Source organism: Hymenobacter elongatus (assembly GCF_004745955.1).
GTDB lineage: Bacteria > Bacteroidota > Bacteroidia > Cytophagales > Hymenobacteraceae > Hymenobacter > Hymenobacter elongatus.
On the sequence record NZ_SRLD01000018.1, the window covers coordinates 1 to 23522 of the forward strand.

Here is a 23522-nt window from a genome sequence, read left to right on the forward strand (position 1 = left end):
GGCCAGCGCTGGGCCAACCACGGTTGCGACCATCTGCTACGGCTACGCGTAGCCTACAAAAGCCGAAAGTTCGACCTCGTCACCCAACTACTCAAAAGCAGCCAAGCGAAGATTTGAATTACACCCTCCGCCATACCCCATATACGGACAAGAAAGAACCCATGTACAACTATAGTGCTCACAACTAGTAGTAGATGCTCCTTTCTTTTGTGTAATCAGGTGTTGTTGGCGAACTCCATTGGCATAGGCAAATAGAGTTACTTGTTTATTCTCTAATTGAGTTACAATCAGATTGCCTGTAAAAGCAGTGAGAAATTCACTGCCGCTCACAACTGACTTATGCCCACTAATATTGCCTTTTAGGCTTGTGTTTACGTATTCAACTAAGCTACATTGGAATTGTCCGTCAGTTTACTTGAAACGCAAGTATTTGTGACTTCCTAACAGGGTAATAATATGAGGTTTTGCTATAACAGGCTCGAGCGGTACATAGAAATAAGAAACGGAATTACTTGTATTTTTCCTCAGCGTATTCTCCCATTTCGGAATGTAGCTCCACGAAATCCCGTTCAAGGGTTTTGTCGGTAACATATCACGGAGTATATCGTTGTACTTCTCTTCCTGAAATTGCCGCTGCAACAGTTGACTGTTGGCAGGCTGATAGATATTACTAGAAGAAATATTCGGAGTAGGTTCTTCGTCTTGCTTGATACAGCTCCCTAATAGAAGCAATGCTACGGCAATACCGTAAGTCCACAAACGCGTGGTGTAATTCATCAAATTAGATATATAAGACGAAGGAAATCGGTATTCATATCCCGCACCAGAAAATATTGCTGGTGATCTACCTAAGAAAGTAGATTGAAACAGAAAGCACTAAGAATGCAATAGGATAGAGCGGAGCTGAACACTGTGTTCAGGTAGATAGCAGTTGCTACAAATATATTATATCAGTGGAGATGAAAAAGTTTTAAGTCATTATTTTTTCGTTAAGTTATTTTATGCTTTGAAGGAGAGAAATGTGATGAGAACACAACAATAAGTGACACGGAACAAAGATTATCCAACCAACCCCTGCTTCGCCACGAACTCGCGCAGCAGCTGAGCTACTTCTTCCGGTGCTTCCAGCGGTGGCAGGTGGCCCACGCCGCCGATGATTTCCAGCGGCGTGCCGTCGGGTAGGTAGGGCAGGGTTTCGAGGCCGTGCACCGAGGGCGACATAATGGGGTCGGCGCCGCCGGTGATGATGAGGCACGGCAGTTGCACCAGGCACAAGCGCGCCGAAATATCCTCGCGGCTGCCGTGGCGCATCCACGCATCCCAGGCCGGGTGCGAAGCGCGCAAATTGTCCTCGATAACCAGCCTGGTGACTTCCTCCGCAACGGGCCGCACCAGTAGGATATCGGCCGTGGCGGCCGCAGCGGCCGGGTGGCCGAATGCTTTCAGCGAGGCCGCCCGCTCCGCATCGGTCATGGGCTCGATGGTAGGCGGCGACGGGGCCAGCAGCACCAGGCCGCGCAGGCCGGCGGGCTGCCGGGCGGCCACGTCCATGGCTATTTTGCCGCCCATCGAATGGCCTACCAGCACGTAATTGGTGAGCTTGTGCCGCTCGACCACGGCCAAGATATCAGCCGCGTAGTGCTCCAGGGTGTAGCCGGCGTTGGGGGCCGCGGCCGCGCCGAAACCGCGCAGATCGGGGGCCAGGCAGTGGAAATCGGGTGCCAGCTGCTCCATTACCAGCTGCCACTCCCGGCCGCTGCCAGCCCAGTAGTGCAGCAAAACGAACGTAAGTGGGCCGTGGCCGGCTTCCCGCGTGGGCAAATCGATGGGGACTAGGGGCATGAAGGAGGCAGTTGCTTTTCTGTAGCGTACGCAAACCGCCGTGCCGTGGCGCAGCTGCCCGCCTACTTCCACCGGATCTTCTGCCCCGCCTTTCCTACCTGCAGCCGGGCGGGCAGCTTGGCCAGAATAATATCGCGCAGCGTAGCCAGCAGGGGCAGCCGCACAAAGCCGTGGTGCACCACGAGGCTCACTTCCCGCACCGGCTCGGGCGCGGCAAAGCGTTTAATCATCGGATTAGTATCGACTTCGTTCAGCACCGCCAGCTCCGGCACCAGCGTGTAGCCAGTGGTCCGGCTTACCAGCTGCTTGAGGGTTTCAATCGAGCCGCTTTCGTAGGTGTAGGGGCGGGGCGCGGCCGGCGCGGGCCGGTTGCACAGGTTCAGCACCTGGTGGCGGAAACAGTGGCCCTGCTGGAGTAGCCACAAGCCGTCGGCGTCCAGGTCGGCGGGCTCGATAACTACCTTTTCGTAGAGTGGATGCCCTTCGGCAATGTAGCCCAGAAAGGGTTCTTCCAGCACCGGAATCTCGCGCAGGGCCCGGTCGTCGAGCGGCGTCACGAGCAGGCCCACATCCAGGGTGTGGTCTTTGAGGCGCTGCATAATCTGAGCCGATTGCAGCTCCTCGACATGTACCCGCAGCTGCGGGTGGCGCTCCACGAGCTCCACCAGAAACAGCGGCACCAGGTACGGAGCCAGGGTAGGAATTACGCCCAGGCGCAGCTCGCCCACCAAGTCGCCTTTTTCGAGCTGCACTACCTCGTGGAGCTGCTGCACTTCGCGCAGGATCTGGCGGGCCTGCTGCACCACTTTAGCGCCGGCCACCGTGGGGCGCACGCCTTTGCTGGTGCGGTCGAAGAGCAGGATGCCCAATTCCTCTTCCAGCTTTTGTACCTGCATGCTGAGCGTGGGCTGGGTAACGAAGCAGGTAGAGGCCGCCAGCACAAACTGCCGGTGGGTATCGAGGGCCACGATGTATTCAAGCTGTTGCAGATTCATGCTCCGAATATAGCCAATGGCTATACACTTATCATAAGTATTGATTTTCATTATACTGCATTAAACCCAACCTTTGAGGCCGCTCCCCAAGCCTGGAGTCGCGCACCTACTATTCTCACCTCATCCGCTACTAGCATGGAAGAATCCACCCAACCCAGGAAGCTGACCACGGCTTCCGGTCGTCCCATTTTCGATAACCAAAACTCGCAGTCGGCTGGAGCCCGTGGCCCGCTGCTGCTGCAAGACTATTTTCTGCACGAAAAGTCGGCCCACTTCAACCGGGAGCGGATTCCGGAGCGGGTGGTGCACGCCAAGGGCAGCGGTGCCTACGGCACCTTCACCGTCACGCACGACATCACCCACCTGACCCGCGCCAAGCTGTTCAGCAACATCGGCAATGCGTGCAAGCTGTTCACCCGCTTCAGCACCGTGGGCGGCGAGAAAGGCTCGGCCGACACGGAGCGCGACCCCCGCGGCTTCGCCCTGAAGTTCTACACCGAAGACGGCAACTGGGATTTGGTGGGCAACAACACGCCGGTGTTCTTCGTGAAAGACCCGCTGAAGTTCACCGACTTCATTCACACCCAGAAGCGCGAGGCGCGCTCCAACCGCAAGTCGCCCACGATGATGTGGGACTACTGGAGCCTGAACCCCGAAAGCCTGCACCAGGTCACGATTCTGATGAGTGACCGGGGCACGCCCTATGGCTACCGCCACATGCACGGCTACGGCTCCCACACCTTCTCACTGATTAACGCCGGGAATGAGCGCACCTGGGTGAAGTTCCACTTCCGCACCCAGCAGGGCATCAAGAATTTCTCGAACGAGGATGCCACCAAAATGAAGGGCGAAGACCCGGATTTCGCCCAGCACGACCTGATTGACGCCATCGACGGCGGCAACTTCCCGCGCTGGACGATGTTCATCCAGACCATGACCGAGGAGCAGGCCCGCGACTTCCGCTGGAACCCGTTTGACCTCACCAAAGTGTGGCCCCAGGGCGAATTTCCGCTCCAGGAAGTGGGCACGATGGAGCTGAACCACATTCCCGAAAACTACCACGCCCACGTAGAGCAGGCCGCCTTTGCCCCCGCCCACGTAGTGGACGGCATCGGCTACTCGCCCGACAAGATGCTGCAGGGCCGCATTCTGAGCTACCCCGATGCCCACCGCTACCGCCTGGGGGCCAACTACGAGCACCTGCCCGTGAATGCCTGCCCCTTCGGCTTCAGCAACTACCAGCGCGACGGCCGCATGGCCCTCGGCGACAACGGCGGACCCGGCCCGAACTACTTCCCCAACTCCTTCGACGGCCCCGTGGAAGACAACACTCAGGGCGAGCCGGCCCAGGCGCTGGACGGCTTCGCGGCCCGCTACGACCGCAACGAAGGACCCGGCAACGACGACCACTACACCCAGGCCGGCAACCTGTTCCGGTTGCTCGACGCCCAGGCTCAGCGCAACCTGATCAACAACATCGTGGGGGCCATGAGCGGCATCGACGGCCCCAAGAAGGACCTTATCACCCAGCGCCAGCTCTGCCACTGGTTTCGGGCCGATATCCGCCTGGGTATGGCCGTGGCCAAAGGCCTCGGTGTCGATGTGGAGATGCCGACGCAACATGTAGCCGCCGCGGTTTAAAGGATATCTGACCTACCTTTTTCTGCACAAACAGCCGGCTCTCGCAAGGAGGCCGGCTGTTTGGTTTTTATGTGTCATTGCGAGGCGAAGCCGAAGCAATCCGTCCTCTGCGAAGGTAGTCCCGGGAAGGGGCTCGTCACTGTAACGCGAAGTTCCACTTCGCGAGTCGTTGAACAACTCGCGAAGTGGAACTTCGCGTTACATGCGCTTTGCTCACCATGGCAGGCCTTCTACACCTCCACCTTCAGCGTGGCTGGCTGCTCAGTAACCTGGAACATCTCGCCGTGGGGCACGATGGTAATCTGGCCGTATTCCTGCAACAGCTGGCGGTAGGATTCGGCCACTTTGCGGGGCTTGCGGTCCAGGTCGTAGAGGCCACAGGCATTTACTTTGCCGACTTTCCGCGACAAGGCAATGTCCCAATCGACCTGGTCGATGAGGGAATACCAGGTGAAGCCGAGCACGGGAACCCCCTCCTGGCGCATGCGCAGAATGTTGACCCACTGCTTCCAGAGCCAGGTAGGCGCGTCGTTGGCATCGAAAACGTTGGTCTCGGTGTGCATCACGGGCTTGCGGTAGCGCTGGTAATACTCGTGGGTGATGTTGTACCAGCCCAGCACGTCCATGCTGGTGCACTCCTCGCCGCTGGGCAGAATAATTCGCTCGTTGCGGCCGTAGTAGTCGTTGCCCATCACTTGGTAGCCCGGCGGCTCACCGGCCATAAACCACTCGTATTCCCGGCGTGTCATCCCGTTGTCGTACAAGTAGTTGAGTACATCGGCATCGGGGTGATGGGCGTAGAGCAGGTCCAGCGACAGAAACCGCAGCTTGTTTTCCAGCTTGATCTGGGCGCAGGGCGTGGCGCGCAGCTCATGGATGTATTCGGCCGATTCGCTTTGCACGATGATGCAGTCGGGTCGTACTTTGGCAATCTGCTGCGTGGCCATAATGCTGGCCGCCACGATATGCTTCATGGCCGTCACGAAAGCCTTATCGGACTTGAGCTGCTCGTTCCAGATACCGTCTTTAGCGCTCATGCGGGCCGTCACGAAAATCTCGTTGATGGGCGTGTAGTAGCGCACCCACGGGTAGCGCTGGGCCACGGCTCCGGCAAACTCGGCAAAATGCACCGGCAGCTCGGGGTTTTGGAAGTTGCCGATCCAGTCGGGCACGCCAAAGTGCAGCAGATCCAGAATCGGGGTGATTTCCAGCCGCTGCATTTCGGCCATGGCCTGGTCGGCAAACTCCCAATCGTATTTTCCCGGCCCCAGGTGCATGCTGTAATAGGGCAATCCGTAGCGCAACACCTTCAGGCCTAAATCCTTGACCAGGGCCAGATCTTCCTTCCACCGGTCGTAGTGGCCACACTCGGCCAGCAGGTCGCGGCGGGTTTTACCGTTGTCAATCGTGGGGTAAGAGCATTCGATACCGGTGGCAAACATGAAGTTGCCGGGCTCCCCCGTGGGCAGGCCGCTACCGTCGCGGCCCCCGGCACCACCATATTCGTCGCCGGCGTAGTTGCCGTCGCCAAAATGGTCTTTGATATGGGTTAGAAAGCCTTTTGCCATAATACTGAGGATGAAGAGGAAAGTGATGTTGCGAGCGGTTACTTCTGGCTTTCCAGAAACTTATCGGCCGTGCGCAGCGCCAGGGCCATAATCGTCAGGGCTGGATTGACGCCTAACGCACTGGGGAATACGGAATTGTCGCAGATATAGAGGTTGGGCACATCGAAAGCACGGCCATTGGCATCCACCACGGCATCGTCGCCCGAGAGGCCCATGCGGGCCGTACCGATAACGTGGGCCGAGCGCTGAAACGCCCAGATATCGGTGGCCCCGGCGGCTTCCCAGATACGGCGCATGAGCTTTTCGGCGTGGGCATTCATGCGGTGCTCGTTTTCGTGGTTGGTGAAATGCACGCGGGGCTTGGGCAGGCCCCGGGCATCCTTTTCCTCGGCCAGCTCCAGAAAGTTATCGGCGTGGGGCAGGCAGTCGCCCAGGATGTTGATACCCGCTATGTGGTTGTACTGCCGCATGTAGTCGCGCAGGCGCTGCCCCCAGAAGCCCCGCCCCCGTGCCACTTCCCCGGCGAAAGTAACGGGCATTATACCAATGCTTTGCAGCAGGTAGCCGCCGGCAAAATCCGCGTCTTTGGGCCGGTGCGTGTCCTCCGAAATCAGGGCGCCGGGAATGCCTTTGTAAGGGCGGATATCTTCGGCGAAAGTACCGAACACCTGCACGCCGGGATGGGCCATAAAGTTGCGGCCTACGTGGCCGCTGCTCAGCGCCAGCGCATTGAGCAGCAGCAAGCGGGGCGTTTCCACGGCCCCGGCGCACAGAAACAGGTGGCGGCAGCGCAGGCGCTGCTGTTCGCCGTTCTGCTCATATACTACCCCGGTTATCGTGCCGCTGGCGTCACGCTCAATCTCGGTTACGTAGCTGTTGGGCCGGATATCGGCCCCGTGCGCGGCGGCCAGGGGCAGAAACGTGACGTCCATACTGGCCTTGGCCCCAGTGCTGCACCCGGCCTGGCAAAATCCCCGGTTGGTGCAGGCCTCGCGCCAGCCTACGCCTTCCTGGTAGTAGCGCGCCGACAGCGCCGCATTGGCCGCCGGCGACGTCCGGATGCCCAGCGTTTCGCAGCCGCGCTGCATCAGCTGGGCGGCCCCGTTCAGAGGCAGCGGCGCCAAAGGGTAGCCCTTGCGGCGGGCGGCCCCCCAGGGATACGGCGTGGGGCCGGAAATACCCAGAAACTGTTCCAGCTCTTCGTAGTAGGGCTCCAGCTCGTCGTAGCCAAAGGGCCAGTCGACGCCCACGCCGAAGTCGCGGTGCAGGTGCAGGTCGGCGGGCTGGGGGCGCGGGGTGTAAGCCGTGTAGTGCAGCGTGGAGCCGCCCACGCCGATGCCGGAGTTGTTTTTGCCGAAAGCCACCGGATCCTGGCCGGCCGACAGCCGCTCATCGTTCCAGAACAGATATTCCTGGGCTTTTTCGTCGGTGGCAAAGTCCTTTTTCGGGTCGTGCCAGGGGCCGGCCTCCAGCGCCACTACTTTCAGGCCGGCCATAGCCAGCCGGGCCAGCAGCGGTGCGCCCCCGGCCCCGGTGCCAATTACGATGCAGTCGACTCCCTCGGCGGGCAGCGGAATTTCCAGCGGCGCGGGCTGCGGCACGATGGTACCGGCCGGCTCGGCTCCTTCTGCCACCAGACTCCGCAGCAGCGGGTCCTGAATTTCGGTTTCTACCGGATTTACAATGCCTTCTTCCAGGATTTCTTCGTCGGGCATGAGTCGTGTACTTATGAAATAATGGAAGGAAAAGGAAGCGGGTCGGTGCGTGGGCGCAGCTGGCGGCGCAGGCAAACCAATGCGCTACAACAAAACGCCAGCCGCCCCAAACCCTGTCTTACCGGTTCGCCTCTGGTTCGCGGGGCTCGGTTTCGTTGAGGCCGAGACGGGTCCAGCCGGGCACGTCGGCCATACCTACGTAGCCGATTTCCTCCTGGGCCAACGGGTGAGCGTAATACGTATCGGTCAGTTCGGCCAGCAGCTCCTCGAAGAAGCGGCCGGCGGGCACGGTTTGCCAGGCGTCGCCGGGAGCCTGCTCGTCCTGCACGGCTTGCAGCACGGCGTCCTGCTGTTCCGGACTCAGGCGCTCAAAGTCCTGCTGAAACATTGCCTGGGCACTTTCCCGGATGCCGCCCAGGCCCAGCCGGTAGGCTTCGCGGTCGGGGGGCATCACGTCGTAGCGCCAGCCGTCGGAGCCGCCCGCCAGCAGGCGCTGATCCAGGGCCGGGGCCAGCTCGATGGGTTCGGGGCGGTCGGGCTGCGGAAACAGGCGCGCGGCTACGGCCCGCAGCAGGGCGTAGGTAGCGGGGTCGAAAAACTGCGGCGTGTAGGGCGGCGCGTTCAGGCGGGCTTGCAGGGCCGCCCGCGTGGCCTCGGTTACCAGCTCGGTCGTCAGCAGTGCCCGCACCGTGCCCTCGGGATAAAAGGAAGAAGCCATAGCAAAGAGAAAATTAAGAAGCCCAGGGCCATTCTTTACTGACGAGCTAAGCCGCCCGAAGGTTATTGCGCGGGCAGCTCGGTTCACTGCAGTAACCCGGCAAAGCCGGTTTTGTGGGACGCCTTGCGGAAATAATCAATGCTATAGCAGCCTGCTTTTCGGCGCAGCAAACCCAGCGGAACCGATAGACCCGGTACGGCACGCACTTTTTGGCACGAGTAGCTACCGGCACTGCACTGGCTTTTATCTATCTTGAACAAGATTTTCTACCATCTGCAACTTCTTTCCTCTTGCGTATGAAGCAACTTCTCTACACACTGCTCGCCCTGGGCTTGGCGCACACCGCTTCGGCCCAGCTTACGGGCACCAAAACCATTGACCCCGGCGGAATGGGTGCGACCAACTACGTCAGCTTCGGGGCGGCCGTAGCGGCGCTGAACGCCGGCGGCGTGGGCGCTACGGGCGTTACGTTTCAGGTGAAAAGCGGCGTCGTATTCGCGGAGCTGGTGCCGGCCATTACGGTTAGCGGCACGGCAGCCGGCCGCATCGTGTTTCAGAAAGACGGCCCCGGGGCCAACCCCAAGCTGCAGGGAGCCGGCGCGGGCGCTACCGACGCGGGTATTACCCTGGATGGTGCCGACTACGTGACCTTCGACGGTATCGACGTGACCGATGCCGCTACCAATACCACGCCGACCCAGCAGTTGGAGTTTGGCTTCTGGCTAAAAAGCGGCGCCACTAACAACCTCGTGCAGAACAGCACCGTGGACCTGAACCGCGCCAACACCACCAAAACCTACGGAGTGTATGTGCAGGACGGCAATAACAACCTGAACCGCTTCCTGTCCAACACCGTGCAGGACTGCTACTACGGCTACAACTTCGACGCCGGCACCACGCTCTATGATAACGGCAACGAAATCGGGGCCGGTGCTACGGGCACCAGCCGCGTGCTGAACATTGGCGCTCCTGCCACGGGCGGGCCCACGGGCATCGTGTACGGCATCTACCTCCGCTCCCAGACCAGCGTGAAAGTGTCGGCTACGGACGTAGGCGGCCTGACCGGCCCCAGCGCGGTGTATGGCATCTACTCGACCGGCACCAACAACACCGCCGACATATTTGACAACCGGGTGCATGCCATGACGGTGACGGGCAGTTCGTCGGCGACGCAGGGCATTTATGTGAATAGCGGCGTCACGCACAGCATTTACCGCAACTACACCTACGACATCACCGCCAACGGCGCTACGGGCTTCGCCTCGGGCATTGATATCACGGCCGGCACGACGAATAATGTGTACAATAATTTCATCTACGACATCAAGGCTCCGGCCAGCACGGCCGGCACGTCGGTGCGGGCGCTCAGCTTCCGGGGCGGCACCAACAACTACTGCTACCACAACACGGTGGTGCTCAACTACACCCCGACGGCCGCCACCAACAAAAGCGGCGCGCTCTACATCTCGGGCACCACGCCGCTCGACATCCGCAACAACATCTTCGTGAACCTGGTGACGCTGCCCAGCGGCGGCGGCGGGGTGGCGGCGGCGTTCTTCAAAAGCACCGCCGTACTCACCACTATGGCGGCGGCTTCCAACAACAACCTGTTTTACGCCGGCCCGCCTTCGGCCGAGAAACCCATTTTCTACGCGCCCACCACGGTAGCTACCGTCGACCAGACGCTGGCCCAGTACAAGGCCCGCGTAGCCCCCGCCGACCAGAGCGCCATGACGGAAAACGTCCCGTTCATTAACCCCCTGACCGACCCCCACCTGCAGCCCGGCGCGGCCACGCAGGCCGAAAGCGGCGGCTTGAGCCTGGTGGCGGCCCCCTTGCCCGTGCCGACCGACATCGACGGCAACGCCCGTACCGTAGCCACGCCTGACCTGGGAGCCGATGAGGGCACGTTCCAGCTAGTGGACCTGACGGGGCCGAGCATTGCGTACCAGCCGCTGCCCAGTACGGCCAGCTTCGGCAACCGTCCGTTGAGCGGCGTCAGCATCACGGACCCGCGCGGCGTAAACGTGAGTGCCGGGCTGGCTCCGCGCCTGTACTACAAGAAGAAGACTGATGCCAGCGTGTTTACCGCGCCCAACAATGCCACCGGCAACGGCTGGAAATGGACGGAAGGCACCGCCGGCACGGTTCCCACGTTCAGCTTCGTTCTGGACGTGAGCAAGTTACAGACCGGCCCGGCCCCCAACGACTCGATTCAGTACTTCGTGGTAGCCCAGGACCTGGCCGCTACGCCCAACGTCAGCGCCCTGCCTGGTGCGGGCTTTGCCGCCACCTCGGTGGCCGCCATTACCAGCGCCCCCACCAAGCCCTATGCTTACCGCGTGCTGGCTTTGTTGAGCGGCATCAAAACCGTGGGCGCGGCCGCTACGGCCGACTACCCCACGCTGACGGCCGCCGTAGCCGACCTGAACAACAAGGAGCTGGGCGGAGCGCTGGTGCTGCAACTGCTGGACGCCACCTACCCCACCGAAACCTTCCCGATTACCTTCAATGCCAACACCGGCTCCAGCACCGCTAATTCGGTAACGGTGCGCCCCGCGCCCAACCGCAGCGCGGCCCTCACGGCCCCCGCTACTGCCACCACGCCGCTGTTCATCATCGATGCCAGCAACGTGACCCTGGAAGGGGCCACGGCTAACACGAACAGTGGCAGCCTGACGCTGACCAACAACGGCACGGCAGCCAGCAGCGGCGGCGTATTCGTGACGGGCAACGACGTGACAGTGCGCGGCCTGGGCATTACTGGCGGCGGCGGGGCAGCAGGCTACGGCGTGGCCTTCAGCGGCGCTACCAATGGCACCGTGCGCGGCTGCACCATCATGCGCACCGGCACCGGCATCCAGTCCCAGACCAGCTGCGTCAACTTCACGGCGGCCAATAACACCATTGGCAGCAGCGCGGCCACGGAAAAAATCGGCACCAGCGGCATTGTAGTAGTTGCTACGCAGGGCTTCGCGCTTACCAACAACAACGTGGTGGGCGTCACGCGGGCCGTCAGTCCTTCGGTGGCGGGCATTGTGGTGGCCACTACCTCCACCGACGGCCTCATTGCCAACAACCAGATTCGGGACATTGTACACACCGGCACGGGCACTTCCAGCAGCTTCGGGGCCTTTGGCATCCGGCTCTCGGCCAGCAGTACGGCCGCCAATATCTCGGTGGTCAACAACACCATTTCCGACCTGCTGAGCACCGGCGACGATGGCGTGGCTTTCACGCCGCAGGGCCTGTACCTGACGGCGGGTGGCGGCTACAAGCTGGGCTTCAACACGGTGCGCCTCACTGGCACCATCGCCGCAGGCACCACGCCCATTTCTGCAGCCGTGACCATTGCCAGTACCGTGACTGACGTGACGCTGGTCAACAACATCCTGGTAAATCAGCAAACCTCGACGCCGGCCGCCGGCAAAAGCTACGCGCTGTACGTGGCCGGTACTACTTCGCCCTTTACTCTCATCGACAACAACGCCTATTCCGCCCCCGATGGCAAGGCCCGTCTGGCCTACCTGAACGGCGCGGAACGCCCTACGCTGGCCGCTCTGCGCACCGCCACCGCCCAGGACGCCAGCAGCCTGGTCACCAACCCGGTATTCAGCCTGATTCTGCCCGGCGACCTGCGGCCGGTGGCCAACTCCAATTGTAACCTCGACGGCAAAGCCCGGCCCGTGGCCGGCGTAACCATTGACTTTGCCGGCAACCCGCGCAACGCCACCACGCCCGACATCGGCGCGTTTGAGTTTGCCGCTACGGCCCGCACGGCTCCGGTCGCCCCGAACCAAGTCGGTATTCAGAATCAAACCATTCCCAACCTGATGGCTACGCCCGCACCCGCCGGCACGGCCGTGTGGTACACCGATGCCGCCCTTACCCAGCGCGTGTTTGCCGGTTCCAGCTTTGCCACCGGTCGCACCGCCCAGGGCCTCTACACCTACTACGTGGTCGATTCGCTGAATGCCTGCGTGAGTCCGGCTACCACTGTGCGCCTCACCATTCTGGGGCCAAACGCCACCGTGGCGGCGTTGCGCGAGCTGACAATCTCCTGCTACCCCAACCCCGCCCACGACGATCTGACGTTAGCGGTGGAAGGCCCGGCCCGCACTATTGTAGTGGAGCTGCTCGATGCGTTGGGTCGCCCGGTGCTGCACCAGCAGGTGCGCCACGATGCGCCCGCAACCCGGCACCCGGTAGCGGTGCAGGGCTTGGCCAAAGGAATGTACCTGCTCCGTCTCAGCACTGAAGGCCAGACGACCGGCCGACGTATCGTACTGGAGTAAACAGATTAGTTTTCGACGCTAAAAAGGCGCTTCCGGCATGGAAGCGCCTTTTTTAATGTTTAGGTTGTAGACTTGTTCCTGAATTAGGAACCGATGCTAACATTCGGCTGTCATGCTCATCTGACGTCCGCTTGTCGAAGCATCTCTACCGCCATGTTAAGTAGTATTGCGGTAGAGATGCTTCGACAAGCGGACGCCAGATGAGCATGACGTTCTTTTTTCGTTTCGCTTTATTCAGGAACAACTCTTGTATGTAAAGACTCAGGCTGTCATGTCGAGCAACGCGAGACATCTCGCGTGCCACAGTAATCAGATACTATTGCGACAGAGATGCTTCGGCTACGCGGACGTCAGATGAGCAGGACGAAAGTGGCGTTTTCGGACTTGGACTTACTGGTCGCTGGAGAGCTTGCCACCGGTGACGTGCACCAGGCTACCGGTCATAAAGCTGCCATCCTGGGAGGCCAGCAGCACGTAGGCCGGGGCCAGCTCCTCGGGCTGGCCGGGCCGGGCCAGGGCCACTTCGTAGCCGAACTTGGCAATTTCCTCAATCGGCATCGTGGCCGGGATGTTGGGCGTCCAGACAGGGCCGGGCACCACGCAGTTTACCCGGATGTTGCGCGGCCCCAGGTAGGTGGCCAGCGACTTGGTGAGGGCATGAATGGCCGACTTGGTGCAGGTGTAGTCGATGAGCAGCGGATTGCCGGTGAGCCCCACGATACTGCCCGTGTTGATGATGGAGTCGCCGGCCTGCAGGTGGGGCAAGGCGGCCTGGGCCATCCAGATATAGCCCAGAATATTGGTATCGAAGGTGCGGCGAATCTGTTCTTCAGTCACATCCTCAAACTTCTCCTGCGCCATCTGGAAGGCAGCATTATTCACCAGAATATTGAGGCCGCCCAGCTCGGCGCGGGTGCGGCGCACGGCCTGGCGGCACTGCTCCGAGTCGCGCACGTCGAGGCGCAGGAGCAGGCATTTGCGGTGGCGCTTCTCCACCTGCCGCTTGGTTTCCTCGGCATCCACGTCGTTTTCGTTGTAGAGCACCGCCACGTCGGCTCCTTCGAGTGCAAAAGCAATGGCCACCGCCCGCCCGATACCCGAGTCGGCACCGGTGATGAGAGCCACTTTTCCTTCCAGCTTTCCAGCGGCCTTGTAGTTGGCAAAGTCCGTGTCGGGCTGCAGCTTCATATCGGCTTGCTTGGCCGGATACGGCAGCTTTTGCGCCGCCTGTTTCATGTCCTTGGCCGTGGGGCGCTTTTCGGGCTTGGTGGCGGGGCTGGCTTTCTTGACGGGAGCTTTGGCGGGAGCGGCAGTTTTTTTGGCAGGCATAGCGCGGCAGAATAAAGATGGAGCTTTGGCTTACGCGAAAACCCGGAAAAAGCTGCAAGTGAAGCGTTTTACGCCAGGATTTTGCAGCAAGCGCACCATGCAAGAATGCAGTATCCCATACGCTTGGTGCCGCCCATCTTCGCACCATGCCGTTGCACAAGCAGCACCAAACGACACCCAACCGGCGCGGGTGCCATGACGCAAAGGAGCACAGCACGGCGTTATTCCCACCAAAAAAAGCCCTGGCCCGCAGAGAAGCGAGTCGGGGCTTTTTTTTAGATTCTGCTGGCCAACTATACCGTCGTTGCCTGCTTAGCCAGCACCGGATAGTCGGTGTAGCCCTCGGGGCCGGGCGTGTAAAACAAGTCCGGATTGGGTTGGACCAGCTCGGCATCCTGCTGCATGCGCTCCACCAGGTCGGGGTTGGAGATGAAGGGGCGGCCAAATGTGATAAGGTCACCTTTGCCGCTTTGCAGATCCTGCTCGGCGCGCTGCTTGTCGTAGCCGCCGCTCAGAATCAGCGTGTTCGTAAACCGCTCCCGGATGCCGGCTACCAGCTCGGCCGGCACCTTGGGCGCACCCATGCTGGAGTGATCCACGAGGTGCAGATATACCAGATTCAGCGCCTGCAGCTGCTCGGCCAGATACAGGTACTGCGCATCCAGCTCATCAAACGGCTTCAGGTCGCCGGCCACGCTGTGGGGCGAGAGGCGAATACCAACCCGCTCGGCCCCAATAGCACCAATGACGGCCTCGGCTACTTCCAACACGAATCGGCTACGATTTTCGATGCTGCCGCCGTACTCGTCGGTGCGCTGGTTGGCGGCCGGATTCAGGAACTGCTCGAGCAGGTAGCCGTTGGCGCCGTGCAGCTCTACGCCATCGAAACCGGCTTCGATGGCCAGCTTGGCGCTGTGGGCGTGCTGCTGCACCAGGGCTTTCACCTCGGCCGTGGTCAGGGCGCGGGGCGCGGGCTGGGGCTGCAACTGCTCCTGGTCGGTCCACATTTCGCCGGCGGCGGCAAGGGCCGAAGGCGCTACCATTTCGGCGCCGGCTGGCAGATTCAACGGGTGGGCAACGCGGCCAGTGTGCATGAGCTGCACGAAAATATGGCCGCCCTTAGCGTGCACGGCGTCCGTCACCAGCTTCCAGCCCGCCACCTGGGCGGCATTGTATAAGCCCGGAATGCGGGAGTAGCCCAGGCCGTTGGCATCCGGCGAAGTGCCTTCGGTGATGATGAGGCCCGCTCCGGACCGCTGGCCATAATAGGTAGCCATCAGGGCGTTGGGCACGTTGCCGATGGCCCGGCTGCGCGTGAGCGGTGCCATCACCACGTGGTTGGTCAGGCTCAACGAGCCGAGCTGGGCAGGAGCAAAAAGGTTGGCAGTGGTCATAAAGTACAGATGTAGTGGTGGCCTCGTGAAAGAATACCGTACGCAACAGCCCGGGGCGCGAGGAGTTGCAAAGGTTATGGCTTCAGGATACTTTTGTCAAGTAGGTACCTTTTCGTAAGGCAGGTTTCTTTTGGTAACTAAAATTGATAATCAGGCACATAGTTTTATGCTCAACGCAAAGAAAGAGTTCGTGTGTCCCACCACGGCAGCGCTGGACGTGCTGGGCGGCAAGTGGAAAATCTTTATTCTGATGCTGCTCAAAGACCAGACGCTCCGGTTTGGCGAGCTGCAAAAGCGCATTCCAAAGGTGACGCAGAAGATGCTGACCCAACAGCTGCGGGAGCTGGAAGAAGCCGGGCTGCTGCACCGGCAGGTATTCGCCGTCATTCCGCCCCGGGTCGAATACCGCCTCACCGAACACGGCCAGACGCTGAAACCCGTGCTCGAATCATTGCACATGTGGGGCATCCTGCACCGCGAAGCGCGGGGCCAAGCCCCGCTTGCGCCCTCCGATGACTCTTGTGGTATGGTGGCGGGCAGCGGTACGCCCGCGGCGCCGGTGTTGGCCGTGGCTTCCTGAGGCGGCCCGTATGATTTCCAACGTTTCCTGGCCCGTTCTCAACCGACTTGCCTTCGGCCTGGCCGTGCTACTGCGCTGGGCCCACGAGCTGGCAATGCCCGCCCTCACCCGCGACATGCAGACCCAGACCGAAAGCGCCGTAAATCTGCTGCGCGGCCATGGCGTGAGCTTGGCCCGCACCAACTGGCAAGACCTTTCGGCCCCGATTTTTGAGCCGCTCAACCTCTGGCCGCCCGGCTATGCCTGGCTGATGGCGGGCCTGTTACGGTGGGTGTCGCCGGAGTTTCTGGTAGCCATGCAAAGTATGCATTGGGTGGGGCTGCTGGGGCTGCTGCTGGCGTGGTGGCATCTGCTCAAGCCCCTGAAAAATGTGCTGGTGCCTTACGCCCCGACGGTCATTTTTCTGTTCTGGGGTCTGAGCAATGCGCCCTTTCATCTGCTTTTTGGCACTGATCTGCTAGCGCTGGCTTTTTACACGGGTGGGCTGGCGGTGCTGTTTACTATCCTCGCGCAGCCAGCCGGGCAGCGCGCTTGGGCGCGGCCTACGGGGGCAGCCTTGCTGATGGTTGGGCTGGGCTTCGCAGCTTGCCTGTTCCGATTCGCGTATTACCCGCTGGCTTTCTTGCTGCCCGTGGTGCTGTTGCTTTTCGGTTGGCGCTGGCGGCCCCGGCTGGTGCAGCCGGCGCTGGCGGGACTTCTGTTTTTGGTGGCACTCGTTGGCGGTCTGCTCCTGTACCAGTCCCACGTTGCGGGCGACGCTTATTACATCACGAAGTTCTACACCCAGCTCACGACCGAGCCCGTCAGCGCCGCCACGCTGGGCTTGTACTGGAACCACTTGCTGCAGTTCGACCCCATTCTATTTCACAGCTTCTTCTCCAATGAGCTGGATTTTGGCCGGATTCCGCGTGGAAATGCAGTGCGCCTTGTAATGATAGGGCTCATTTCGGTGGTAGTGGCTGCGGTGCTGTGGCGGGGCTTGCGGCAGGAGTGGCGGGCGGCCTACCGCCGGGGCCGGTTCTGGCCCACACGCCGGATGCTGTTTCACCTGTTGGCGGGCGGCACGGCCGTTGTTTGCAGCAGCTTGCTGGTGGCTATTTCGTTGCGCTATCCGGCGGCGCTGGTCGGCTGGTTTGCCGGGGGCCAATGGACCTACGTGGCCGACACCCGCTACTTTCTGCCGGCATTCCTGAGTATTTCGGCCATGCTGCTGGTGCTGGTGCTAGGCCGGCCTCCACAGCTGCGGCCGGCACTCCGGGGAGCCGCTGGGGGCCTGCTGGTTGCCTCGCTCCTACTTTCGCTCGTTACCCGCGACCGGCGCACGGCCCAGAACCTGCTTCAGCCGCCCGCCTTTTTCATCGACCGCGCCCAGGGCCATACCACCGATGTGCAGCGGCTCGACCACTTCCTACGCACCGTACACCCCGGCGAACCGATAATTCTAGGCCGTAACTACTACAACAAGCGTGTAGAAATAGCCGCGCGACTGGCGGGCCACATCATCCTGGATGCCGATTCATTGCTGGCCCACCAACCACTGCGCACCACCAAACCAGTGATGATGCTCTTCGACCTGAATGCTGCCACGCCACCTACGCCGGCTGTAGCGGCGTTTCTGCGGCGGCATAAGGCCCGGCAGCGCCTGCGGCTACCCGAGGTGCAGGCAACTATTCTGACGTTGAAAATTCAGCCGAATGATGAGCTGTGAGTGGTTGACCAGCAGTAGCTTTCGTCTATAAATTCCAGTAAAAAGCCCTGCTACGGTGCATCCGTAGCAGGGCTTTTTACTGGGTAGCGAGTCCCGTTGTTAGCGGGTGGCCACTGCCGCTTCCGTCAGGGCCGGATAATCGATGTAGCCTTCGTCATCACCGCCGTAGAACGTGGCTGGATCGGGTGTATTGAGCGCTGCGCCCTGCTGATAACGCTCCACCAAGTCAGGATTGGCGATGTAAGGAATGCCAAAGGCAATCATATCTGCCTCTTTGTTTTCCAGCGCGGCCTCGGCCGTTTGCTGGGTGTAGCCGCCGTTCAACAGGAAGGGGCCGGTGAAAATCTTACGCAGATGCGGGCCTACCGGCTCCTGTCCCGGCTGGGCGGCCATAGGGTGACCGGGCAGGGCCTCAATCACGTGCAGATACGCCAGCCCGAGCTTATTCAGTTGCTCGGTGACGTAGCTGAACGTTGCCAGCCGGTCGGAGTCGTTGATGCCGCCCACGGCACCCGTCGGCGACAGGCGAATGCCCACCCGGTCGGCACCGAATACGGCGGACGCCGCCTGCACTACTTCCAGGGCGAAGCGGGCACGGTTTTCCACGCTGCCGCCGTACTCGTCTGTGCGCTGGTTGGTGCCATCCTGAATAAATTGATCCACGAGGTAGCCATTGGCCCCGTGGATTTCTACGCCATCGAAGCCGGCTGCTTTGGCGTTTTCGGCGGCGCGGCGAAAGTCCTCCACAATAGCTTTCACCTCGGCTGTTTCCAAGGCGCGGGGCGTTGGAATCTCTTCCATGCCTCTGCCCGTAAAGGCCTGCACGTTCGTGGGCTTCACCGCCGACGGAGCCACCGGCAATTCGCCATTATGAAAAGTGGGGTGCGAGATGCTGCCCACGTGCCAGATCTGCATAAAGATGCGGCCCCCGGCTGCATGCACGGAGTCCGTGACCTTTTTCCAGCCCGCTACCTGGGCTGCCGAATAAATACCGGGCGTATAAATGTAGCCCACACCTTGGGGCGAGATTTGGGAGCCCTCGGTGATGAGCAAGCCGGCCGAGGCCCGCTGGGTGTAGTATTCGACGGTCGAATCGGTGGGGACGCTGCCGTCGTTTTTAGCCCGGCTACGGGTCATCGGGGCCAACACGAGACGGTTGGGCAATGTAAGCGCGCCCATGGTGAAGGGCGTAAAGAGGTTCGCGGAATGGGTCATGGGGAAGAGAATCACTATGGTAAAAGCAACAACCCTATTTAGTTGCAAGCTATTTAGTTGCTCACAACTAATAGACCACTTGAAAAGTTTTCTGTTATTATCTCACTGCTGCTACTTGCGGGCAACTACGACCTGAGACTTGTATTCCGCTCGTTGCGCTCGTATCTTCGTGATGTTACTTATCCAGAAAGACCGAGGGACTGGGCCCGACGACGTCTTGGCAACCTGATAAACAAGGTGCCAACTCCCATTTCGGCGTTTCGGCGGCGAATAAAGATAAGTACCGGACTCGCCCTTGCGCGGCTCTTTCTGGATAGGCTTTTTGGTACCGCCTTTTTAGCTGAGAAACCGCTATGCAACCGACGCCCCGCCCCGACTCCCCGCTTTACGCTATCCTTCAGCAGCGCATTCTCGTGCTCGATGGCGCCATGGGCACCATGATTCAGCGCCACCCGCTGGACGAGGCCGACTTCCGCGGCGCCCGCTTTGCGGATCATCCCAAGCCCCTGCGCGGCAACAACGACCTGCTCAGCCTCACCCGCCCCGACATCATCCGCGGCATCCACCACGACTACTTCGCCGCCGGGGCCGACATGGTGGAAACCAATACCTTCAGCGGCACCACCATCGCCCAGGCCGATTATGGTTTGGAGCATATCGTGTATGAGCTCAACTTCGAATCAGCCCGGATTGCCAAAGAGGTAGCCGACGAATTCACCGCCCGCGAGCCGCACAAGCCGCGCTTCGTGGCCGGGGCCGTGGGGCCCACCAACCGCACCGCTTCCCTGTCGCCCGACGTGAACCGGCCCGGCTTCCGCGCCGTGACCTTCGACGAGCTGGCCGCGGCTTACCTCGAGCAGGTGCGCGGCCTCATCGACGGCGGCTCCGACACGCTGCTCATCGAAACCATCTTCGACACGCTCAACGCCAAGGCCGCCCTGTACGCGGTGCAGAAGTTCTTCGACGAGGGCGGCAAAGTGGTGCCGGTCATGATTTCGGGCACCATCACCGACGCCTCCGGCCGCACGTTGTCGGGCCAGACGGTGGAAGCCTTCTGGAACTCCATCAGCCACCTGCCCCTGCTGAGCGTGGGGCTGAACTGCGCCCTGGGGGCCGACCAGCTCCACGTCTACGTCAAGGAGCTAAGCCGGATTGCCGACGTGCACATTTCCGCCTACCCCAACGCCGGCCTGCCGAATGCTTTTGGCGGCTACGACGAGTCGGCCCAGGAATTCGCGGCCGTAGTCGAGAATTACCTGAAGGAAGGCATCGTGACAGTGGCCGGGGGCTGCTGCGGCACCACGCCCCAGCACATTGCCGAGCTGGCGAGGCTGGCCGCGAAATACCAGCCGCGGAAGCTGCCCACCGTGCCCCGCGCTACCCGCCTGGCCGGCCTGGAGCCGTTCGGCATCTACCCCGACAGCCTGTTTGTGAACGTGGGCGAGCGGTGCAACGTGACCGGCTCCCGGGCCTTTGCCCGCCTCATCCGCACCGGCTCCTACGAGGCCGCCCTGCAGGTGGCCCGCGACCAGGTGGAAGGCGGCGCCCAGGTGCTCGACGTGAACATGGACGAGGGCATGCTCGACTCCGAGCAGGCCATGACGACGTTTCTGAACCTGATTGCCTCCGAGCCCGACATTTCCCGGGTGCCGGTGATGATTGACTCCTCGAAGTGGACCGTGCTCGAAGCCGGCCTGAAGTGCGTGCAGGGCAAGAGCATCGTTAACTCGATTTCGCTGAAAGAAGGCGAGGACGTATTCCGGCAGCACGCCCGCACCGTGCGTCAGTACGGGGCCGCCGTGGTGGTCATGGCCTTCGACGAAACCGGCCAGGCCGACACGTTTGAGAAGAAAATTGCGGTGTGCAAGCGCAGCTACGACATTCTGGTGAACGAAGTGGGCTTCCCGCCCCAGGACATCATCTTCGACCCCAACATCCTCACGGTGGGTACCGGCATGGAGGAGCACCGCAACTACGCCCTCGACTTTATCGAGGCCGTGCGCTGGATCAAGGCCAACCTGCCCGGGGCGCTGACTTCCGGCGGCATCAGCAACATCAGCTTCTCCTTCCGCGGCAACGACGTGGTGCGCGAGGCGATTCACTCCAGCTTCCTCTACCACGCCATCCGCGCCGGCCTGGATATGGGCATCGTGAACCCCAGCCAGCTGGCCGTGTACGACGAGGTGCCTAAAGACCTGCTGGGGCTGGTGGAAGACGTGCTGCTCAACCGCCGCGCCGACGCCACCGAGCGCCTCGTCGACTTCGCCGAAACCGTGCAGCAGAAAGGCAAGGTCGAAGTGGTGGCTGATGCCTGGCGCAGCCTGCCCGTGGCCGAGCGGCTCCAGCACGCCCTGGTGCGCGGCATCACCGAGTTTATCGACCAGGACACCGAGGAAGTGCGCCAGCAGGTGGGCCGGCCTTTGGAAGTTATCGAAGGCCCGCTGATGGCCGGCATGAACGTGGTCGGGGACCTGTTCGGGGCCGGCAAGATGTTCCTGCCCCAGGTCGTGAAGTCGGCCCGGGTGATGAAAAAGGCCGTGGCCTACCTGGAGCCCTACCTGCTGGCCGACAAGCGCGGGCAGGAGCGGCAGACGGCCGGCAAAATCCTGCTGGCCACGGTGAAAGGCGACGTGCACGACATCGGTAAGAACATCGTGGGCGTGGTGCTGGCCTGCAACAACTTCGACATCGTGGACCTGGGCGTGATGGTACCGCTGGAGCGGATTCTGGACGAGGCCGTGAAGCAGCAGGTCGACATCATCGGCCTCAGCGGCCTGATTACGCCCAGCCTCGATGAGATGGTGTACGTGGCCCAGGAAATGGAGAAGCGCGGCCTGAAAACGCCCCTGCTCATCGGCGGCGCCACCACGTCGCGCCTGCACGCGGCCGTGAAAATCGCGCCCAACTACTCCGGCCCCATCGTGCACGTCCACGACGCGTCCCGCTCGGTGGGCGTGGCCGCCAGCCTGCTGGGCTCCAGCGCCGAAGCCTACGGCCGCACCGTGCGCGACGAGTACACCAGCCTGCGCCAGGATTACGCCAGCCGCCAGCGCGACAAAAACTACCTGCCCATCGAAGCCGCCCGCGCCAACGGCTTCCAGGCCGACTGGGCTACCGCACCCATCACCAAACCCACGTTTCTGGGCACCAAAGTCCTCGACCACTACCCGCTGGCCGAGCTGGCCGAGTACATCGACTGGACGCCGTTTTTCCACACCTGGGAGCTGAAGGGCCGCTACCCGCGCATCCTGGACGACGCAACCCTGGGCGAAGCCGCCACCAGGCTTTTCGCCGACGCCCAGGCCATGCTGCAAAAAGTCATTGCCGAAAACCTGCTGACGGCTCGCGCCGTGGTCGGCTTCTGGCCCGCCAACACTGTGGGCGCCGACACCATCGAAATCTACGCCGACGACCAGCGCCAGCAGGTGACGACCGAGTTCTTCACCCTGCGCCAGCAGGGCGAGAAGGGTCCGACCATTCCCAACCTGGCCTTTTCCGACTTCCTGGCCCCCAAAGACTCGGGCCGGGCGGACTATATCGGCGGCTTTGCCGTCACGGCCGGACTGGGCATCGAGAAGCTGATCGAGCAGTTTGAGGCCGACCACGACGACTACTCCAGCATCATGATTAAGGCCCTGGCCGACCGGCTGGCCGAGGCCTTTGCCGAGCGCCTGCACCAGCGGGTGCGGGAGGAGTTCTGGGGCTACTCGGCCGGGGAGAAGCTGACCAAGGAAGAGCTGATTCAGGAGCAGTACCGCGGCGTGCGGCCCGCCCCCGGCTACCCCGGCTGCCCCGACCACACCGAGAAAATCACCCTGTTCCAGCTCCTCGACGCCGACCAGCAAACCGGCATCATCCTCACCGAAAACCTGGCCATGTACCCCGCCTCGTCGGTCAGCGGCCTTTACTACGCCCACCCCGACAGCCGCTACTTCGGCCTCGGCAAAATCGGCAAGGACCAGGTGACCGACATTGCCGGGCGCAAGAACATGCCGGTGCCGGAGCTGGAGCGGTGGTTGTCGCCGAATTTGAATTACGAGGTGGCGAGTAGTGCGCCTCACCCCCCGGCCCCCTCTCCGAAAGAGGAGAGGGGGAGCCAGACGACAACGCCAGCTGCCGAGCATTTTTACCCGCAGGATAAAGTTCTTACGGCCGATAAGCGGCAGTACGGCAAGCTGGACCTGAAAGGACGAAGCCAGGAAATGCGGCAGCAGCCCACGGAAGCGGAAGAAGTGCTCTGGCAGGCGTTGCGCGACAATAAGTTGGGCTCGAAGTTTCGCCGCCAGCACAGCATTGACCGCTACATCGTGGACTTTGTCAGCATTGGCTCCAAGCTGATTGTGGAGGTGGACGGCGACGTGCATCAGCAGTCCGATCAGGCCGCTTATGACCAGGGACGCACGGCCTTGCTGACGGAACTGGGCTATCAGGTTCTGCGCTTTCCCAACGAGCAGGTAACTCAGCGTCTTCCCGAAGTGCTGGCGGCTATTAAAGCCCTCCTGCCCGTTTCTGCCAACTAACT

General features: G+C 61.5%; 14 protein-coding genes and 1 riboswitch. Of the genes, 5 read left to right on the forward strand and 9 right to left on the reverse strand.

Annotated elements, in window-relative coordinates; all coding sequences use genetic code 11:
• Window positions 1-411: 411 nt before the first annotated feature.
• The 3 genes from E5J99_RS10490 to E5J99_RS10500 all read right to left on the reverse strand — a co-directional run bounded on the left by E5J99_RS10490 (window position 412) and on the right by E5J99_RS10500 (window position 2888).
• Window positions 412-777: a hypothetical protein gene (locus E5J99_RS10490; RefSeq protein ID WP_135497684.1), complete on the reverse strand. Its 366-nt coding sequence runs from the start codon at window positions 775-777 to the stop codon at window positions 412-414.
• Between the two features lie 282 nt (window positions 778-1059).
• Window positions 1060-1842, reverse strand: coding sequence for an alpha/beta fold hydrolase (locus E5J99_RS10495; RefSeq protein WP_135497685.1), 783 nt, complete (start codon window positions 1840-1842; stop codon window positions 1060-1062).
• Window positions 1843-1904: 62 nt separating this feature from the next.
• Window positions 1905-2888, reverse strand: a complete 984-nt coding sequence (locus E5J99_RS10500) for a hydrogen peroxide-inducible genes activator (RefSeq protein ID WP_245318875.1) — start codon at window positions 2886-2888, stop codon at window positions 1905-1907.
• Window positions 2889-2972: 84 nt separating this feature from the next.
• Between E5J99_RS10500 and E5J99_RS10505 the strand changes: the two genes are divergently transcribed.
• Window positions 2973-4478, forward strand: coding sequence for a catalase (locus tag E5J99_RS10505; protein WP_135497686.1), 1506 nt, complete (start codon window positions 2973-2975; stop codon window positions 4476-4478).
• Between the two features lie 230 nt (window positions 4479-4708).
• Here the strand turns inward: E5J99_RS10505 and E5J99_RS10510 are convergent, their stop codons facing one another.
• From E5J99_RS10510 to E5J99_RS10520, 3 genes are all read right to left on the reverse strand, one after another.
• Window positions 4709-6049: a family 1 glycosylhydrolase gene (locus E5J99_RS10510; RefSeq protein WP_167852078.1), complete on the reverse strand. Its 1341-nt coding sequence runs from the start codon at window positions 6047-6049 to the stop codon at window positions 4709-4711.
• A 35-nt stretch (window positions 6050-6084) separates the two neighbouring features.
• Entirely contained in the window at window positions 6085-7761 is a 1677-nt protein-coding gene (locus E5J99_RS10515; RefSeq protein ID WP_135497688.1) for a GMC family oxidoreductase, read from the reverse strand.
• Between the two features lie 118 nt (window positions 7762-7879).
• Window positions 7880-8479, reverse strand: a complete 600-nt coding sequence (locus tag E5J99_RS10520) for a gluconate 2-dehydrogenase subunit 3 family protein (protein WP_135497689.1) — start codon at window positions 8477-8479, stop codon at window positions 7880-7882.
• A gap of 296 nt (window positions 8480-8775) precedes the next feature.
• Between E5J99_RS10520 and E5J99_RS10525 the strand changes: the two genes are divergently transcribed.
• Complete coding sequence (locus tag E5J99_RS10525) at window positions 8776-12774, forward strand: T9SS type A sorting domain-containing protein (RefSeq protein ID WP_135497690.1); 3999 nt, start codon at window positions 8776-8778, stop codon at window positions 12772-12774.
• 390 nt (window positions 12775-13164) lie between these two features.
• Here E5J99_RS10525 and E5J99_RS10530 read toward each other — a convergent pair whose 3' ends face one another.
• Together E5J99_RS10530 and E5J99_RS10535 are read right to left on the reverse strand one after the other, a co-directional pair.
• Complete coding sequence (locus tag E5J99_RS10530; protein ID WP_245318883.1) at window positions 13165-14010, reverse strand: SDR family oxidoreductase; 846 nt, start codon at window positions 14008-14010, stop codon at window positions 13165-13167.
• Between the two features lie 386 nt (window positions 14011-14396).
• Entirely contained in the window at window positions 14397-15497 is a 1101-nt protein-coding gene (locus tag E5J99_RS10535; protein ID WP_135497692.1) for an alkene reductase, read from the reverse strand.
• A gap of 166 nt (window positions 15498-15663) precedes the next feature.
• Between E5J99_RS10535 and E5J99_RS10540 the strand changes: the two genes are divergently transcribed.
• Window positions 15664-16077, forward strand: a complete 414-nt coding sequence (locus tag E5J99_RS10540; protein WP_135497693.1) for a winged helix-turn-helix transcriptional regulator — start codon at window positions 15664-15666, stop codon at window positions 16075-16077.
• A gap of 10 nt (window positions 16078-16087) precedes the next feature.
• The gene (locus tag E5J99_RS10545; RefSeq protein ID WP_135497694.1) at window positions 16088-17785 is read left to right on the forward strand and encodes a hypothetical protein; all 1698 of its coding nucleotides are present in this window, start codon (window positions 16088-16090) and stop codon (window positions 17783-17785) included.
• A gap of 99 nt (window positions 17786-17884) precedes the next feature.
• Here the strand turns inward: E5J99_RS10545 and E5J99_RS10550 are convergent, their stop codons facing one another.
• Window positions 17885-19000: an alkene reductase gene (locus E5J99_RS10550; protein WP_135497695.1), complete on the reverse strand. Its 1116-nt coding sequence runs from the start codon at window positions 18998-19000 to the stop codon at window positions 17885-17887.
• 176 nt (window positions 19001-19176) lie between these two features.
• Window positions 19177-19283: riboswitch (SAM riboswitch) on the forward strand.
• Window positions 19284-19353: 70 nt separating this feature from the next.
• Here E5J99_RS10550 and metH point away from each other — a divergent pair.
• Complete coding sequence (gene metH / locus E5J99_RS10555; protein WP_135497696.1) at window positions 19354-23520, forward strand: methionine synthase; 4167 nt, start codon at window positions 19354-19356, stop codon at window positions 23518-23520.
• Window positions 23521-23522 lie beyond the last annotated feature (2 nt).

Coding starts and splice junctions, on each gene's coding strand:
- E5J99_RS10520 (WP_135497689.1), bottom strand. CDS start 8,479: ATGGCTTCTTCCTTTTATCCCGAGGGCACGGTGCGGGCACTGCTGACG.
- E5J99_RS10490 (WP_135497684.1), bottom strand. CDS start 777: ATGAATTACACCACGCGTTTGTGGACTTACGGTATTGCCGTAGCATTG.
- metH (WP_135497696.1), top strand. CDS start 19,354: ATGCAACCGACGCCCCGCCCCGACTCCCCGCTTTACGCTATCCTTCAG.
- E5J99_RS10525 (WP_135497690.1), top strand. CDS start 8,776: ATGAAGCAACTTCTCTACACACTGCTCGCCCTGGGCTTGGCGCACACC.
- E5J99_RS10500 (WP_245318875.1), bottom strand. CDS start 2,888: ATGAAAATCAATACTTATGATAAGTGTATAGCCATTGGCTATATTCGG.
- E5J99_RS10505 (WP_135497686.1), top strand. CDS start 2,973: ATGGAAGAATCCACCCAACCCAGGAAGCTGACCACGGCTTCCGGTCGT.
- E5J99_RS10535 (WP_135497692.1), bottom strand. CDS start 15,497: ATGACCACTGCCAACCTTTTTGCTCCTGCCCAGCTCGGCTCGTTGAGC.
- E5J99_RS10530 (WP_245318883.1), bottom strand. CDS start 14,010: ATGAAACAGGCGGCGCAAAAGCTGCCGTATCCGGCCAAGCAAGCCGAT.
- E5J99_RS10540 (WP_135497693.1), top strand. CDS start 15,664: ATGCTCAACGCAAAGAAAGAGTTCGTGTGTCCCACCACGGCAGCGCTG.
- E5J99_RS10515 (WP_135497688.1), bottom strand. CDS start 7,761: ATGCCCGACGAAGAAATCCTGGAAGAAGGCATTGTAAATCCGGTAGAA.
- E5J99_RS10545 (WP_135497694.1), top strand. CDS start 16,088: ATGATTTCCAACGTTTCCTGGCCCGTTCTCAACCGACTTGCCTTCGGC.
- E5J99_RS10550 (WP_135497695.1), bottom strand. CDS start 19,000: ATGACCCATTCCGCGAACCTCTTTACGCCCTTCACCATGGGCGCGCTT.
- E5J99_RS10495 (WP_135497685.1), bottom strand. CDS start 1,842: ATGCCCCTAGTCCCCATCGATTTGCCCACGCGGGAAGCCGGCCACGGC.